11 protein-coding genes are annotated in these 16,729 nt (G+C 69.5%); 4 read left to right on the top strand and 7 right to left on the bottom strand.

Annotated features, from left to right (window positions below):
- Positions 1-13 precede the first annotated feature (13 nt).
- The gene (locus GTO19_RS10865) at positions 14-394 is read left to right on the top strand and encodes a hypothetical protein (RefSeq protein ID WP_291020950.1); all 381 of its coding nucleotides are present in this window, start codon (positions 14-16) and stop codon (positions 392-394) included.
- A 124-nt stretch (positions 395-518) separates the two neighbouring features.
- Complete coding sequence (locus tag GTO19_RS10860; protein ID WP_291020949.1) at positions 519-1,484, top strand: hypothetical protein; 966 nt, start codon at positions 519-521, stop codon at positions 1,482-1,484.
- On the opposite strand, the gene mdeB is transcribed toward GTO19_RS10860, so the two are convergent.
- Positions 1,460-4,048, bottom strand: a complete 2,589-nt coding sequence (gene mdeB, locus GTO19_RS10855; protein ID WP_291020948.1) for an alpha-ketoglutarate dehydrogenase — start codon at positions 4,046-4,048, stop codon at positions 1,460-1,462. The genes GTO19_RS10860 and mdeB overlap by 25 nt on opposite strands.
- A 111-nt stretch (positions 4,049-4,159) precedes the next feature.
- On the opposite strand from mdeB, the gene GTO19_RS10850 reads away from it, so the two are divergent.
- Positions 4,160-4,621 carry an Lrp/AsnC family transcriptional regulator gene (locus tag GTO19_RS10850; RefSeq protein WP_291020947.1) on the top strand — a complete coding sequence of 154 codons (462 nt, stop codon included), beginning with the start codon at positions 4,160-4,162 and terminating at the stop codon, positions 4,619-4,621.
- Positions 4,622-4,639: 18 nt separating this feature from the next.
- On the opposite strand, the gene GTO19_RS10845 is transcribed toward GTO19_RS10850, so the two are convergent.
- Positions 4,640-4,969: a hypothetical protein gene (locus GTO19_RS10845; protein WP_291020946.1), complete on the bottom strand. Its 330-nt coding sequence runs from the start codon at positions 4,967-4,969 to the stop codon at positions 4,640-4,642.
- Positions 4,970-4,979: 10 nt separating this feature from the next.
- Entirely contained in the window at positions 4,980-10,802 is a 5,823-nt protein-coding gene (uvrA, locus tag GTO19_RS10840) for an excinuclease ABC subunit UvrA (protein WP_291020945.1), read from the bottom strand.
- A 135-nt stretch (positions 10,803-10,937) separates the two neighbouring features.
- On the opposite strand from uvrA, the gene GTO19_RS10835 reads away from it, so the two are divergent.
- Positions 10,938-12,050 (top strand): ABC transporter substrate-binding protein, encoded by a 1,113-nt coding sequence (locus GTO19_RS10835; protein WP_291020944.1) that lies wholly within the window; start codon positions 10,938-10,940, stop codon positions 12,048-12,050.
- Positions 12,051-12,067: 17 nt separating this feature from the next.
- Here GTO19_RS10835 and GTO19_RS10830 read toward each other — a convergent pair whose 3' ends face one another.
- From GTO19_RS10830 to GTO19_RS10815, 4 genes are all read right to left on the bottom strand, one after another.
- Positions 12,068-15,070, bottom strand: coding sequence for a hypothetical protein (locus GTO19_RS10830; RefSeq protein WP_291020943.1), 3,003 nt, complete (start codon positions 15,068-15,070; stop codon positions 12,068-12,070).
- Positions 15,071-15,119: 49 nt separating this feature from the next.
- Positions 15,120-15,581: a hypothetical protein gene (locus tag GTO19_RS10825; RefSeq protein ID WP_291020942.1), complete on the bottom strand. Its 462-nt coding sequence runs from the start codon at positions 15,579-15,581 to the stop codon at positions 15,120-15,122.
- Positions 15,582-15,591: 10 nt separating this feature from the next.
- Positions 15,592-16,071, bottom strand: coding sequence for a type III secretion system chaperone (locus GTO19_RS10820; RefSeq protein WP_291020941.1), 480 nt, complete (start codon positions 16,069-16,071; stop codon positions 15,592-15,594).
- 182 nt (positions 16,072-16,253) lie between these two features.
- Positions 16,254-16,691: a universal stress protein gene (locus GTO19_RS10815; RefSeq protein ID WP_291020940.1), complete on the bottom strand. Its 438-nt coding sequence runs from the start codon at positions 16,689-16,691 to the stop codon at positions 16,254-16,256.
- Positions 16,692-16,729: the final 38 nt, after the last annotated feature.

Here is a 16,729-nt window from a genome sequence, read left to right as displayed (position 1 = left end):
CGAGGACCCGACCATGGCCATCCCCTGGATCGCCGCGCTGAAGATCATTCCCTGGGGCGACGTGATCGAGCACGCGCCGAAGGTGCTCAATGCCGCGCGCAAGCTGCTCGACAAACAGAAGGCCCCGACAGTGCCGGTGCCCCCGAGCCCGCCCACGGACCTCGCGGCTGAACCGCCCACCCTGGAAGCGCTGCGCGACCGCCTCGTCGAAGCGCGCCAGCTCATCGACCAGCAGTCCGCCGCGCAGCAGCAGATGGCGCAGACCCTGAGCGAACTGGCCGAGCAGAACGCGCGGCTGGTGGAGGCGGTGCAGTTGCTGCGCGTGCGCACGCGGGTGCTGATCGTGGTGGCGGTGGTGCTGGTGGTGGGCGTGGCGGTGCTGCTGGCGCGCTGAACCATCCAGGGCAATGCATGCCCCGGCCGGTGGGCCGATACAGGAACCGGGCCGGGAGGGCCCGCTACTGAGGCGGGCGCGGCGTGGTCGCGCCTCCGCTCAATCCTCGGTGCATCGCTTCCTCATGATCAAGAACACCCCAAAGCCAAAACCAGACGCCAGGTACCTGGCCGTGCAGAACCGGCACGCTCCGTCGCTCGAAGACGTGCCCCACGTTCGCGCGGCCCTGGAGCAGGAAAGCCAGAAGGCGACCGGTCGCACGCTTCACGTCAAGCCTGGCAAGGCCGGATTCGAGTTCCTCTCGCCCAACCGGATGGACGAAGACCAGACCTTCTCCTCCGTCCGGGCCAGCCTTTCCGGCACGGACGAACCGCTTGCCTATGAGTTCATCTGGAGGATGTGCGAGCAGATCAACCACGACGGCAACAACAACCAGGAAGTCAGGAACGCCGCCGCCGATCTTGCTCAACACATCCTCTACACGCAACCCATGCGGAAGACCCATCTGCAAGTCGCCGACACAAAGGAGATGCGCCAGAAGCTGATGGCGCTGGACGACGCTCGCAAAGCCCAGGCCGGCGAACGGAGACAACAGGCCGCACCGACAAGGGGTGAGAAAAAGCGGCGTCAACTGGACTCACTGGCGTCGTTCCGCACACCCTTGCCTTCCACGCCCGATATCGAACTGGAATCGCACACACTCGATGAGATCCCGACATCCAGGGACAAGATGGAACCCGCCACGCAGCCGACTCGGGGAACCCGGCGTTTGCGACGCCGCGACCGTCAAGCCGAACCCCGTCAGACGGTCACCTCCCTCGATGCGGGATGGGAAACCGTGAACGTCGAGAAGGCGCTGGGAGGCTATGTGACAAGCCGCGCCATTCGAGACCTGGCCCTCCACACGGAACAGCAACTCTTGCAGACCCTCGCGACGCGCCCGCTCACGGAACCCGAAGAACAGAGGCTGCAGTTGGCGGCGTCATACCTCGCGGAAACCGCGCTGCCGAACACCCACTGGGACCCGATGACCGAAGTCCGCCTGGAAACCCCGCCTCCGTCCGGCTACTTCGGCTCGCCCAAGGAGTAAGCCCGCGCCGCGGCGGCAATGCTCGCCGCGTCCACCCGGAAGAAGGCGCGCAGCGCGGCACGCGTGTCGCTGCGGCCAAAGCCGTCGGTGCCCAGCGTGCGGTAGGCGCGATCCACCGGCAGCCAGGCGCGCAGAGCCTCGGGCACGGCGCGCACGTAATCGCTCGCGGCCAGCACCGGGCCGGTGGTATCGGCCAGCAAGGCGCGAAGCCAGGGCGTGCGGCCCTCCGCCTCGGCGGCCTGCGCCTCGCGCGCGAGTTCGCTCCAGCTCGTGATGCTGCAGACGTGCACGCGGTGCCCTTGCCGCGCCAGCGCGTCGGCGGCGCGCAGCACCTCGGTCAGGATGGCGCCCGATCCCAGCAGCGTGATCGGCGCGCCATCCGCCGGTCCGAATCGCTTGAACACGTAGCCGCCCTTGAGCACGCCCTCGCGCGCGGCATCCGGCAGGTCGGGCTGCGCGTAGTTCTCGTTCATCAGGGTGAGGTAGTAGAAAACGTCGCGCTGCTCCACCAGCATCTCGCGCATGCCCGCATCGACGAGGAGCGCCAGCTCGCCCGCGAAGGCCGGGTCATACGCCTTGCAGTTGGGGATGGTCGCAGCCACCAGGTGGCTGCTGCCGTCCTGGTGCTGCAGGCCCTCGCCGCCCAGCGTGGTGCGGCCTGAGGTGGCCCCCAGCAGGAAGCCCCGCGCGCGCTGGTCGGCCGCGGCCCAGATGGCGTCGCCCACGCGCTGGAAGCCGAACATGGAGTAGTAGATGTAGAAGGGCAGCATGGCCAGGCCGTGCACGCTGTAGCTGGTGGCCGCGGCGGTCCAACTCGCGATGGCGCCGGCCTCGCTGATGCCCTCTTCCAGGATCTGCCCGTCCAGCGCCTCCCGGTAACTCAGCACCGAGCCGATGTCTTCCGGCGCATAGCGCTGCCCCACGCTGCTGTAGATGCCGACCTGCTTGAACAGGTTGGCCATGCCGAAGGTGCGCGCCTCGTCGGCCACGATGGGCACGAGGCGCGGGCCCAGCGCCGCGTCCTTCAGCAGGTTGCCCAGCAGGCGCACGAAGGCCATCGTGGTGCTCATTTCCTTGCCGGCGGCGTTCAGAGCGAAGCCGGCGTAGGCATTCACCTCCGGCACGGGCACCACGGCGCATGCGGTCTCTCGCCGCGGCATCGCACCACCCAGGGCCGCGCGCCTCTCGCGCAGGTAGCGCAGCTCGGCGCTGTCCTCGGCGGGTTTGTAGAAGGCCAGGCCCGTGGCCTGCTCGTCGCTCAGCGGCAGCGCGAAGCGGTCGCGGAAGGCCAGCAGGTCGTCCGCGTCGAGCTTTTTCTGGCTGTGCGTGGTCATGCGGCCCTGTCCGGCCGTGCCCATGCCGTAGCCCTTCTTGGTGTGCGCCAGGATCACCGTGGGCTGGCCCCGGTGCGCCACGGCGGCGGCGTAGGCGGCGTGGATCTTCACCAGGTCGTGTCCGCCGCGCTTGAGTCGGTCGATCTGCTCGTCGCTCAGCCCCTGCACGAGCGCGGCGAGCGCGGGGTTCTGGCCGAAGAAGTTCTCGCGGTTGAAGCGGCCGTCCTTGGCCGCGAAGGTCTGCATCTGGCCGTCGACCGTGTCGCCCAGCGCCTGCGCGAGCGCGCCGCCGGTGTCGCTGGCGAACAGGCCATCCCAATCACTGCCCCACAGCAGCTTGATGACGTTCCAGCCCGCGCCCGCGAACAGGCGCTCCAGCTCGTCGATGATGCGGTGATTGCCGCGCACCGGGCCGTCGAGCCGCTGCAGGTTGCAGTTGACGACCCACACCAGGTTGTCGAGCCGCTCGCGCGCGGCCAGTGTGAGCGCGCTCATGCTCTCGGGCTCGTCCATCTCGCCGTCGCCGAACACGCCCCACACGGTGCGCTGGCCGGCGTCGAGCAGGCCGCGGTGCGTGAGGTAGCGCATGAAGCGCGCGTGGTAGATCGAGCTGATGGGGCCGATGCCCATGGAGCCGGTGGGGAACTGCCAGAAATCGGGCATCAACCACGGGTGCGGGTAGCTGGAGAGCCCGCGCGCGCCGTGTTCGGGCGCGACGATCTCCTGCCGGTAGTGGCGCAGATCGTCTTCGTTCAGGCGGCCTTCCAGGAAGGCGCGCGCGTACACGCCGGGCGCGCTGTGCGGCTGGAAGAACACCAGGTCACCGCCGTGCGCGGCGCTGCGCGCGTGAAAGAAATGGTTGAAGCCGGTCTCGAACAGGTCGGCGGCGCTGGCGTAGCTGGCGATGTGGCCGCCCAGTTCGCCATAGGCCTGGTTGGCGCGCACCACCATGGCCAGCGCGTTCCAGCGCATCAGCGAGGCCAGGCGCTCCTCGATGGCGAGGTCGCCCGGAAACGGCGGCTGGCGCTCGGCCGCGATGGTGTTCACGTACGGCGTGTTCAGATTCGGCCGCCAGCCCACGCGCTGCTGTCCCGCCAGCGCCACCAGGCCATCGAGCATCTGCCGGGCGCGCGTGGGGCCTTGCGTGTGCAACAGCGACAGGAAGGCGTCGTGCCACTCCGCGGTTTCCTGCGGGTCGGGGTCGGGGGCGATGAGGTCGTGCGGGTTCATGGCGGGGCACTCTAGGCGCGACTGTCCGGCATGTGCTGCCGAACGGGCCGATGTCCGCCCGATAGGCAGCAGATAATTCCATCAATAGATCATTCAGCAGCACAAAAGACCATGGACGCCATCGACCGCCGGATCCTCGACGAGCTGCAACACGACGGCTCCCTGTCCAACGTGGCCCTGGCCCAGCGCGTGGGGCTGTCGCCCTCGCCCTGTCTGGCGCGCGTGAAGGCGCTCGAACAGTCGGGCGTGATCCGCCAGTACGTGGCCCTGGCCGACGCGGCGCGCCTGGGCCTGGGGCTCAACGTGTTCATCAACATCAGCCTCACCACGCAGAGCAAGGAGGCACTGGCGCGCTTCGAGCAGCGCATCGCCGACCTCGACGAGGTGATGGAGTGCTACCTGATGACGGGCGATTCCGACTACCTGTTGCGCGTGGTGGTGCCCGACATCGGCGCGCTGGAGCGCTTCATCCTCGACCGCCTCTCGCCCCTGCCCGAGGTGGAAAAGATCCGCTCGGGGTTTGCGCTCAAGCAGGTGCGCTACAAGACCGCGCTGCCGCTGCCGCGCGCTTGAGGCAGCGACGGCCCGGCCTCAGGTGCGCGAGGACGCCACATCGAGGTCGGCGTCGCAACCCACCCCGGCCGCGATCCATCGCCGCGCCAGCCGGCGCAGCAGTGGCGCCGCAAAGGCCCAGCGTGGGCCGAGCACCCCCGCCGCGTCGGTGATCGCGCCGCAACGGTAGAGCTTCAAGGCCCCGTCCCAGCGCAGCGCGTCGCACGCGCCCACGCGCTTGCGCGAGATCACGCGACCCAGCGGACACGGCTCGGCCAGGCAGCACACACCGCAGCCATTGCACGGCGTGCCCAGCGCGGGCTTGGCCGGCGCGGCGGGCTCGATGTGGATCACCTGCCCCGCACGCACCGCCGCCGCCTCACTGCCGGGCCAGCACCGGTGCCAGCACGCGCCCGGTGTGAGTACCCGCCGCCACCACCGCCTCGGGCGCCGCGGCGGCCACCACGCGGCCGCCGCCCGATCCGCCCTCGGGGCCCAGGTCGATGATCCAGTCGGCCTCGGCCATCACGTCCAGGTTGTGCTCGATCACCACCACGCTGTGGCCGGCGTCCACCAGGCGGTGCAGCACGCGGATGAGCTTTTCCACGTCGGCCATGTGCAGGCCCACCGTGGGCTCGTCCAGCACGTAGAGCGTGTGCGGCGCCTTCTGCCCGCGCCGGCCCACCTCGTCGCGCACCTTGCTGAGTTCGGTGACGAGCTTGATGCGCTGCGCCTCGCCGCCGCTCAGGGTGGGCGAGGGTTGGCCCAGCGTGAGGTAGCCCAGGCCCACGTCCTTGAGCAGTTGCAGCGGGTGGCTGATGGCGGGCATGGAGGCGAAGAAATCCACCGCCTCGTCCACCTCCATCTGCAGCACGTCGCCGATGCTCTTGCCCTTCCAGGTCACGGCCAGGGTCTCGGGGTTGAAGCGCGCGCCGTGGCAGGTTTCGCAAGGCACCTTCACGTCGGGCAGGAAGCTCATCTCGATGGTGCGCACGCCCTGGCCTTCGCAGCTCGGGCAGCGGCCTTCGCCGGTGTTGAAGCTGAAGCGGCCCGGGCCGTAGCCGCGCGCCTTGGCCTCCAGCGTGTCGGCGAAGAGTTTGCGCACCGTGTCCCAGAAGCCGACGTAGGTGGCCGGGCAGGAGCGCGGCGTCTTGCCGATGGGCGTCTGGTCGACCTCGAGCACGCGGTCCACGGCTTCGCTGCCGATCAGGCGCTCGCAGCCGGACCAGGCGGGCCGCTCGCCCCTGTCCCAGGCCTTCTTGCCGGCGGCGGTGCTGCGCATGGACACGGCCTCGGCCACGTTGGTGAGCAGCACGTCGCGCGCCAGCGTGCTCTTGCCCGAGCCGCTCACGCCGGTGACGACCACCAGGCGCTTGAGCGGCACCTTCACGTCCAGCTTCTGCAGGTTGTGCAGGGCGGCGCCACGCAGCTCGAGCTCGGGTTCGTCGGCCCGCACGGCGCGGCGCGCCTGCAGCGGGTGCTTCATGGCGTGCAGCAGGTAGCGCCCGGTGACCGACTCATCGTTGGCCGACAGGTCCGCCACCGTGCCCTGCGCCACCACGCGCCCGCCGCGCTTGCCGGCGCCGGGGCCGATGTCGATCACGTGGTCGGCGCGGCGGATGGTGTCCTCGTCGTGCTCCACCACCACCACGGTGTTGCCCTGCGCGCCGAGCTGGTGCAGGGCATCGAGCAGGATCTGGTTGTCGCGCGGGTGCAGGCCGATGGTGGGCTCGTCGAGCACGTAGCACACGCCTCGCAGGTGGCTGCCCAGCTGCGCCGCGAGGCGGATGCGCTGCGCTTCGCCGCCGCTGAGCGTGGGCGCGCCGCGATCGAGCGTCAGGTAGTTCAGGCCCACTTGTTCCAGGAAGGCCAGGCGGCTTTCGATCTCGGGCAACAGGTCGCGCGCGATGTCGGCCTCCCGACCGGACAAACCACTGCCCTCCATGAGTTCGCGCACCCAGCGCCGCACCTCACTGACGGACAAGCGCGCGATGTCGGTGATGGCGACGCCGCCAAACCGCACGGCGCGCGCCTGCGCGTTGAGCCGCGTGCCCTCGCAGGTCGGGCAAAGCTCATCGCCCACACCCTCCACCTCGGGCTCGGCGAAGCTCTGCTCGCGGCCCTTCTCGTCGGCGTCGCGCACCGAATCGTCCAGGGCCTTGCGCTGCTCGCGCGAGAGCTTCGTGCCGGTGCCCACGCAGTCGGGGCACCAGCCGTGCTTGCTGTTGTAGGAGAACAGCCGCGGGTCCAGCTCGGGGTAGCTGGTGCTGCACACCGGGCAGGCGCGCGCGGTGCTGAATACCTCCACCGCGCCGATCTCGCGCGTGGAGCGGCCATCGGCAATGGCGTCTTTCAGCCCATCGAGCGGGTGCAGCAGGTGCAGGATGCCCTTGCCGTGCTCCAGCGCCTTCGCCAGTTCGCTGCGCAGCCGGGCCTCGTCGGCCGGGTTCACGACGAAGTCGGCCACCGGCAGCTCGATGGTGTGTTCCTTGAAACGGTCGATGCGCGGAAAGCCCGTGGTGGGCAGGAACTCGCCGTCCACGCGCAGGTGGCTGTGGCCGCGCGGGCGCGCCCAGTCGGCCAGCTCGGTGTACACGCCCTTGCGGTTGACCACCAGCGGCGCCAGCAGGCCCACGTGCCGCCCCGCGTGCTTGCGCAGGATGGCGGCGGCGATGCTGTCGGCGCTTTGCGGCTTCACGGCCGCACCGTCGTGCACGCAATGCTGCGTGCCCAGTTTCACGTAGAGCAGACGAAGGAAGTGCCAGACCTCGGTGGTGGTGCCCACGGTGCTCTTGCGTCCGCCGCGCGAGAGGCGCTGCTCGATCGCCACGGTGGGCGGGATGCCGTAGACCGCGTCCACCTCGGGCCGGCCGGCCGGCTGCACGATGCTGCGCGCGTAGGCGTTGAGGCTTTCCAGGTAGCGACGCTGGCCCTCGTTGAACAGGATGTCGAAGGCCAGCGTGCTCTTGCCCGAGCCGCTCACGCCCGAGATGACGTTGAACTTGCCGCGCGGGATGTCCACGCTGAGCTGCTTGAGGTTGTGTTCCTTGGCATTGACGATGCGGATGGCCTCGTCGTGCGGGCCGCGTCGCCTGGCCGCGCGCGCACCGTAGGGCACGGCCGGCCGTTCGTTGACCGCGTGCACCTGGTCCATGGCCATCGCGTACTCGCGCAGGGCCTGCGCGGTGTGGCTGCCGGGGTGCTCGCGCACCTGCTCCGGCGGACCCTCGGCCACCACCGCGCCGCCGCCCGCGCCGCCCTCGGGGCCCAGGTCGATGACCCAGTCGGCCGCGCGGATCACGTCCAGGTTGTGCTCGATCACCACCAGCGAATGACCCGCGTCGATCAGCTTGCGCAGCGAGCGCATGAGCTTGGCGATGTCGTCGAAGTGCAGGCCGGTGGTGGGCTCGTCGAACAGGAACAGCGTGCCCTTGCGCGCCACCGATTGGCGGCTCGCGCTGGCGGACTTGGCCGCTTCCGCGAGGAAGCCCGCGAGCTTGAGGCGCTGGGCCTCACCACCCGACAGCGTGGGCACGGGCTGGCCGAGCTTCACGTATTCCAGGCCCACGTCGACGATGGGCTGCAGCGCGCGGATGACCTCGCGGTCGTGCGCGAAGAGCTGCGCGGCTTCGTTCACGGTGAGCTCCAGCACGTCGGCCACGTTGAGCAAGCGCTGGCCGCGGTCGATCTTCACCTCCAGGATCTCGGGCCGGTAGCGCTTGCCGTCGCAGTCGGGGCAGCGCAGGTACACGTCGGAGAGGAACTGCATCTCCACGTGTTCGAAGCCGGAGCCGCCGCAGGTGGGGCAGCGCCCGTCGCCGCTGTTGAAGCTGAACTTGGCCGGCGTGTAGCTGCGCTGGCGCGACAGCGGCGCGTCGGCGAACAGCGCGCGGATGGCGTCCCAGGCGCCCACGTAGCTCACGGGGTTGGAGCGCGCCGTCTTGCCGATGGGCGATTGGTCGACGAAGACCACGTCGGCGAGTTGTTCCGCGCCCAGCAGGCGGTCGTGCGCGCCGGGCGATTCGGTGCTCTGGCCGAAGTGGCGCATGAGCGCGGGCGCCAGCACGTCCTGGATGAGCGTGGACTTGCCCGAGCCCGACACGCCGGTGACCACCACCAGGCGCTGCAGCGGAAACTCCACCGACACGTTCTTCAGGTTGTGCTCGCTCGCGCCTTCGAGGATCAGGCGCGGCGTGCTGTCGGTCACCGCGCGCTTGAAGCCCATGCCGATGGTCTTGCGCGCGCCGAGGTAGGCGCCGGTGAGCGTGTCGGCCGCGCGGATCTGCTCGGGCGTGCCGTCGAAGACGATGCTGCCGCCGCGCTCGCCGGGGCCCGGGCCCATGTCGATGAGCCGGTCGGCGGCGAGCATGACGGCCGGGTCGTGCTCCACCACCACCAGGGTGTTGCCGGCGTCGCGCAGGCGCTTCAGGGCGTCCACGATGCGCGCCATGTCGCGCGGGTGCAGGCCGATGCTGGGCTCGTCGAGCACGAACAGCGTGTTGACCAGCGAGGTGCCGAGCGCCGTGGTGAGGTTGATGCGCTGCACCTCGCCGCCGCTGAGGGTGCGGCTCTGGCGGTCCAGCGTGAGGTAGCCGATGCCGACCTCGCAGAGGTAGCGGATGCGGGTGTTGATCTCTTCCAGCAGCAGCTTGAGCGCCTGCTGCTCGCCCGAGCTGCCCGCCTGCGTGGGCGCGATGGAATCGAAGAAGCGCCGCAGCTCCGTCAGCGGCATGAGCATCAGGTCGTGCAGGCACAGGCCGGGCAAGGCCTCGAGCTGGGCGCGCGACCAGGCCACGCCGGCGGGCAGGTAGCGCTTCGCGGGTTCCAGCACCGCGTCGGCCTGCGCGCGGGTGCCCACGCGCCACAGCAGGCTGTCGGTCTTGAGCCGCGCGCCCCGGCACACCGGGCATTCGGTGTAGCTGCGGTACTTGGACAAGAGCACGCGGATGTGCATCTTGTAGGCCTTGCTCTCCAGGTACTCGAAGAAGCGGCCCACGCCGTACCAGTGCTGGTTCCACTTGCCGTTCCACTGCGGCGAGCCGTTCTTCACCCAGGCCTGCTGCTCGGGCGTGAGCTTGGCCCAGGGCGTGTCGCGCGGAATGCCCGCCGCTTCGGCGTGGCGCATCAGGTCGTCCTGGCACTCCTTCCACGCGGGCGTCTGGAACACCTTGATGGCGCCGTTGCGCAAGGTGAGCTTCTCGTTCGGGATCACCAGGCCGTAGTCGACACCGATCACGCGGCCGAAGCCACGGCAGGTGTCGCAGGCGCCCACGGGCGAGTTGAACGAGAACATCGAGGGCGTGGGCTCGGTGTAGCGGATGTCGCTCTCGGGGCAATGCAAGCCCGTCGAAAACTTCCAGATCTCCGGCTCTCCCTCTTCCTTCAAGGCGTACACCGTGAGCCGCCCACCGCCGCGCTTGAGGCCGGTCTCGATCGCCTCCATCACACGAGCCGGCTCGGCGCCGGCGATGCGGAAGCGGTCGGCCACCACGTCGAGCAGCTTCACGGCCTCGATCGCGGGCCTGGCCTTCTTGCCTTTGGCGGGGGCCTCGTCCTTCACCTCGCGCTGCACGGTGCGTTCGGCCTGCACGCGCGTGTAGCCGCTGGCCGAGAGCCACTGCTCGATTTCCTCGGGCGTCGTGTTGGCGGGCAGCTCCACCGGAAAGGTGAGCACCAGGCGCGGGTCGGCTTGCGCTTCACTGCGCCGCCGCAACTCGGCCGCGATGGTCTCCGGCGAGTCGTGCCGCACCGGCAGCGCGGTCTCGCGGTCGAACAGCTCGGCGCCGCGCGCGAACAGCAGCTTCAGGTGGTCGTTGAGCTCCGTCATGGTGCCCACGGTGGAGCGCGAGGTCCGCACCGGGTTGGTCTGGTCGATGGCGATGGCGGGCGGCACGCCTTCCACGCGGTCCACGGCCGGCTTGTCCATGCGGTCCAGGAACTGGCGCGCGTAGGCGCTGAAGGTCTCGACGTAGCGCCGCTGGCCCTCGGCGAACAGGGTGTCGAACGCCAGGCTGGACTTGCCCGAGCCGCTGGGGCCCGTCACCACCGTCAGCTCGCCGGTGCGGATGTCCAGGTCCAGCCCCTTGAGGTTGTGCTGGCGCGCGCCGCGGATGCGGATCAGGCCCTCGGCGCCCCCGCCATCGGCCGCCCGTTCATCGGGTTCGGCCTGGTGGGCGTGGTCGGGGCGTTGATCGTCGGACATGCGGGGGCTCCTGAGCGGGAAGCGGAAGATTCTAGGGACCGTCCGTGACCGTTGCCGCGCCCTACGTCATTTCCACACTGGTACCCTGGGGGAGCATTCGGACAGAATCGCGCGCCCTTACAAAAGGAGACAAAGATGCGGTTCCGTTCCCTCGCCAGCGCGGGCCTGGCCTTGCTCGTCGCGGCCACCACTGCCCAGGCGCAGTTGCGCATTGGCCAGCCCTCGGGCTTCACTGGCTCGGTGGCGGCCGGGGTCAAGGAAAACACCGACGGCGCGAAGCTGTATTTCGATGCCGTGAACGCGCGCGGCGGCGTGCACGGTGAAAAGATCGAACTGGTGTCGGTGGACGACAAGTTCGACCCCAAGGTAACGGTGGACGTCTCGCGCGAGCTGATCACGAAGCAGGGCGTGCTGGCCCTCTTCCTCAACCGGGGCACGCCGCATTCGCAGGCGCTGCTGCCGCTGCTGGCCGAGCACAAGGTGCCGCTGATCGCTCCCAGCACCGGCGCCATGGTGCTGCACGACCCCGTCAACCCCTGGGTGTTCAACGTGCGCGCCACCTACCAGCGCGAGGCCGCGCGCGCCATCGAGCACCTGGCCAGCATCGGCCAGAACCGCATCGCCATCATCGAGACCGACGACTCCTTCGGCGCCGACAGCGCGGCCGGTGCCATGCAGGGCTTCGCCAAGGCGAAGCTGGAGCCGGTGTTGCGCCAGAAGACGCCGCGCGACAAGCCCGACTACAGCGCCGTGGCCGCCGAGGTCGCCAAGCTGAACGCCCACGCGGTGATGGTGATCGCCTCGGCCGGCAACACCGCGAACGCGGTGAAGGCGCTGCGCGCGGCGGGCTCGCGCGCGCAGGTGGTCACGCTGTCGAACAACGCCTCGGACGGCTTCATCAAGCTGCTGGGCGAACACGCGCGGGGCGTGATCGTGACGCAGGTGTTTCCCAACGAGCGCTCGGTCAGTTACGCGCTCATCAAGGAAGCGCAGGACCTGGCCAAGGCCAAGGGCCTGCCGGGCGTGTCGCCCGCCATGATGGAAGGCTTCGCCGGCGCGAAGGTGGTGGTGGAAGGCCTGCGCCGCGCCGGCCCCAACCCCACGCCGCAGAAGCTGCGCGACGCGCTGGAGGGCATGTCGCGCTTCGACCTGGGCGGCCTGACGGTGAGCTACAGCCCCACGAACCACACGGGGCTGGACTTCGCGGACCTGTCGATCATCGACGCCAGCGGGCGGTTCCGCCGGTAAGCGGGCGTTCCCCGCGCTCAGGTCGCGTCGTTCTCGGGGTCGAGGTACTCGCTGTCGCTGTCGTCGAAGGTGTCGCTCTCAACACCCCCCTCCGTGCTGCTGACGCGCTCGCTGTCGCCATCTCCTTCGCTGGCTTGGTCCGCCGCAGCGACCCCACCCCACAGCGAAGCGATGGAACCCACGGCCTGCACCACGCCGCGGCCCAGGAACCGCGCGCCGCGCCCCACGCACGTGACCAGGCCGTCCGGCAGCACCGACCCGTTCTGCACCGTCGACACGGTGGTCATCACATAGTTGAAGGTCCGGCCGCGCAAAGCACCGAAGGGGCCGCCCGTCGCACCGGCGAGCGCCGCGAGCACCAGCGCCGCCGGGCGATACCCCGCGCGCATCAGCGCGGCGGCGATCGCGGCCAGGGTGTCCGACGGGCACATGGCCACGGTCCGGGCCAGGCCATGCCGCATCCAGTGCTCCCAGTTCCGGCCCGGATTGGGCTGGGTGCCGCGCCGCGCGACGTAGTCCGCGATGAGCGCGGCGGCCAAGGCCAGGAAGATGTCGACCACCATGCCGTCCCAAGCCTCCACCAAGGCGCTGGGGAACGTCATGACGAACGAATGGCCCAGCACGCTCGCCAGGTCGTCAAGCACCGGAAACAGCTCGTTCGCGAGGCCCGTCACCCATTCCAGGGTGCACACGCTGGCCACGACGTAGGGCACGGTGTAGGCCAGGTCTCGAAGGATGTTGAAGCGGTACTGGAAGTGCTCGGACGGGGGATTGCCCTGTCGGTCGACCACGGTGATGCCCCGCGTGAGCGACGACTGCGTCCAGCTCTGGGTCGGCTGCCGCAGGAGGAACCGGCCCAGGTTGCCGGCGGCCAGGCCGATCAACACCGAGTGGATGCCCTCCTCTGAAAAGGCACCGTACCGGACGCCGACGTACAGCGAAAAGCCGATCCCGGCCGCGGCGCCGAGGCCGGGCATGAGGTCGAGCAGGAAGCGGACCACCTTCCTGGGGTGCATCTGGTAGTCCAGCGTTTCGAGGCTGTGCAGGTAGCGTGACGCCAGCAGAGGCAGGACGCCGACGCTGACGACCGTCACGACGATCGTGCCCCAGGGTCCCGCGTAGTGAACGGTCGTTCGCATCAGGCCCGCGCCCACCCACTGGGCGGCCCCTTCGCGCACCCCATTGGCAAAGACGCTCACCGCCGCCTTGAATTTTTCCCGGGGGCCCAGGGGCCTGACCTGCATGATCGACGGAACGGCTTCGTCCATCTTGTTCATCAGGCGTTGCGCCAGCGGCTGCTCTTTGAGGCGCATGTCGTGGGCCACGATGGCGAGGGCCTGCAACAGGCGGGCGCGGGGGATCGGGGAGATGGCCAGCAGTTGCACGCAAAGCTCTTCATCGCTGGTGTCCACGTAGCCATATCCGCCCGCCGGATCGGCTTGCCGCAAGTGCAGGTGGTGCGACAACAGGCCGCGCACCACCTGCGCATCGTCAAAGGCAATGCGCTGCTGCGCGGCCACTTGCAGTTGCTTGTCGTGGTAGCGCCTGCGTGCCGCGGGCCCCGCCTTGCGCTTGGGCATTTCCTCGGGCGCGATCGCCAGCGTTTTGGGAACCTCCGCGGCTTTTCCCGGATTGGCCATGAGCTCGGGCGGCATCCCCTCCGTCGCGTACCACTCGGCCACGATGCGACGCAGACGGGTCCACTCGTCCTCGGTCCAGACCTGGGCGTTCTGCCTGGCGGCCTGCAGGGCCACCGCCGCCGCGGCCTTGGAGCCGCACTGCTTCAGCAAGGCCTGAAGCACCTCGGCGGGTCGCTCGTGGTCCCTCATGGCCAGGCGAACCTGCCTGATCCACCGTTCATCCCCGTGGCCACGCGCGGTCAAGACGTCCACGGCCTCCCGATAGGTGCTGAACGCATCGAACAGACACGCCCCCTCGTCCGACGGAAGTTCCTGTTGCGCCACCAGCACCAGTTGCCGCAGCAGCGCCAGCGAGCTGGCGGGATCGTCCGGGATCGGCAGCGGCGGTGCGTCTCCCGCGCAATCGCGCGCACCCCAGGCGATCAGGGGTGCGAGCACGCGGGCCCTCTCGTGCTGGTCGATCAGGCGCAGCCTGTCGCCGGCCAGCCGGACCAATGCGGGATCGGCCTCGGCGTCCGGGTCCATCAGCCGCCCCAGGGTTTCCATCAAGGCGCTGGCCGACAAGCCGTCCAGGAAGCGATTGATCGCCTCGGCGCCTTTCCCTGCGCGATGCATTTCCTGCACGACCTGATGGCCCAGGCCCTGGGCCGGGCCCCGGATCGAGAGGGCAGGCAACTGGATCTTGCGCCGCCCACTCGACGGGTCCGCGTCGCGAAGCCGCCTGATCACGTTCAACACGGCCACCTTCTCGATCTCATCGAGTGCCTCCGCGCCCTGGACATGCAGTTCCAGCGCCAGCAGTTGTTCGTGCAGGTCGCGACCGGTGATGCCCGAAAAGGCCTGACTCACCATCGCGTGGGTGTCCCTGTACTTGCCCGAGGCCAGTTGACGGATGCACGACTGCAAGGCCGTTTCCGGCGAAACAGCCGGTTCGTGCACCGGGGCGTGCGTACCTGGCGGCTCACCGCCATCGCCCTGTTCGCGCTCCGCCCGAACGGGCGACAGGAAGTGGGCGAGGGCCTGGTGGAACAGCGGGTGGTCGCTCTCGTGCGCATGCTCCTGCACATGCCGCCACAGGCGCTCGGCCGCCACCCGCCGTGCCGGGCCGTCCAGGTCGGGGAACAGCTTCTGTGCCACCCCCTGTGCGTCCGCGGGATCGAAGTCGCCCAGTTGCAGCGCCTGGAAGGCGCGCTGCACGTCGAAATCGCACGCGGCGGACAGCGCCCGGGCCGCGTCCAGGATGACCGCGTCGACATCCGCGGTGTCTTCGCCGGCCTCGGGTGATCCGCTCCGGGCATCGACCGGCGGTGGCCGCTCGGCTCCGTGCACGCGAAGGGACGACGGTGACTTTTTCGGCTCTTGCGATTGGCGTACGGCCATGGGCAGTTCCTTGAGGACGTGGGGTGGGGTGAAGTCGACGGCAGCGGTGTCAATCGCCGCCGAGGTAGCGCCCGTCGCACCAGCGCGACGACAGACTCGCCAGGTGGAAGAGCCCCATGAGGAAGGCGTCGCGCGCCGCTTCATGCAGGGCGAACGCCTGCGTGACACAGACCGCGTCGTCCGTGTCGCGCAGGCCGAGCACCGGGTCATGGCCGCGCAGGGCCGTCACGAAATTGGTCTGCAGCAGTTGCAGCAGCAGGGCGTCGCCGTCCTCCGGCGCCAGCGCACCCAGCACCGCCGTGACGCGCACCTCGGTGGCCCGCTCGTCCAGGTCGTGCAGCAGCAGCACGGCGGTGCCTTCCACCGTGCACTCGGCGATCAGTGCCGACGGGTGATCGATGCTCAGGACCACGTCGATCGGCACCCAGGCGATGCCGGCGTCTTCCAGCCACTGCAGCAGCTGGCGACGCGAAGCGATGCCCTCGCTGTTGTCGAAGGGAAGGTAGGCCACGGCGCCCCCGTCAGGCCCGTCGGCTCGGGTCGGACGATTTCACAGCCTCGCCCCGGGGCGCCAGGCGCGCCAGGCTGGGGTCCTCGTTCCATTGCCCGGCCCAGTGGATCAGCGCGTGCACCGAGTTGTGCAGGCGGGCGGGCGTGGCTTCATCCAGGGCGATGGCGTGCAGCGCGTACAGATCCTTCGTGACCGGATCACACCCCATGCGGGTTCCGGTCCAGGCCGTCGCCAGGTTCAAGCGCAGGAGCTGGCGCAGCACCGTGCCGCGGTCGTGATCGGGCACGGGCCCCAGGGGGCAGGCCACGGTGATGCGGGGCGGCTCGGCCTCAAGCCGGCAGACCAGGCGGATCCTGTGCGAATCGACATCGAACCGGAGTTCGAAAGGTCCCGGCTCGCTGGGCGGGTCGATGCGCTGTTCGGCGGGCATCAGATCGGCCAGCGCATCGAGCAGCCGGCTCAGGCGCTCGTCCATCGTGGGGTCGTGCATGCGGTCTTCCTGATTGAGAGGGGAAGAGCGCACGCCTTCAATCGCCAGCCGGGCCTGTTGCCCTTGCCCGCAGGCCTCGCCGCCCTTCGAACCCGGCCAAGGGGTTCGGAGGGCTAAGTCGTCGGGCCGAGGCCCGAGTTCCTAAGTCAATGCCTGGATCAGTCCGCCGTCAGAACTCGGCCTCAGCCCTTGACGATCAGGACCGGTATGTGCGCGTGCGTCAGCACCTTCTGCGCCACGCTGCCCAGGATGAGCGCCTTGACGCCTTGGCGGCCATGCGAGCCCATCACGATCAGGTCGCAGCCCTCGGCCTTGGCGGTTTCCAGGATGCCCTCCCACACCAGGTTGCGCTCGATGGTGTCGCCCGCGAAGGGCACGTTCTGCGCGCGGCAGGCGCTGCCCACGCTCTCCAGCGCTTCGCCCGCCACGCGCTTGGCATCGCTCAGGTAGGCCTGCAGGCCCACGGCGGAGGCATCGCCAATGCCGATGTAGGGGAAGGGGTCGATGACATACACGCCAACGACCTGGCCGCCCGACTCCCTGGCCATCTGGGCCGCGGTGGCGGCGGCCTCCTTGCCGACGTCGGAGCCGTCGGTGGGAACGAGGATCTTCTTGAACATGGTGGCCTCCTTTGGCGCGTGAACGATGGCCCATGGTG

The organism is Hydrogenophaga sp., assembly GCF_011772445.1.
In the GTDB taxonomy this organism is placed as follows: domain Bacteria; phylum Pseudomonadota; class Gammaproteobacteria; order Burkholderiales; family Burkholderiaceae_C; genus Hydrogenophaga.
This window is presented reverse-complemented; position numbering and strand designations above follow the sequence as displayed.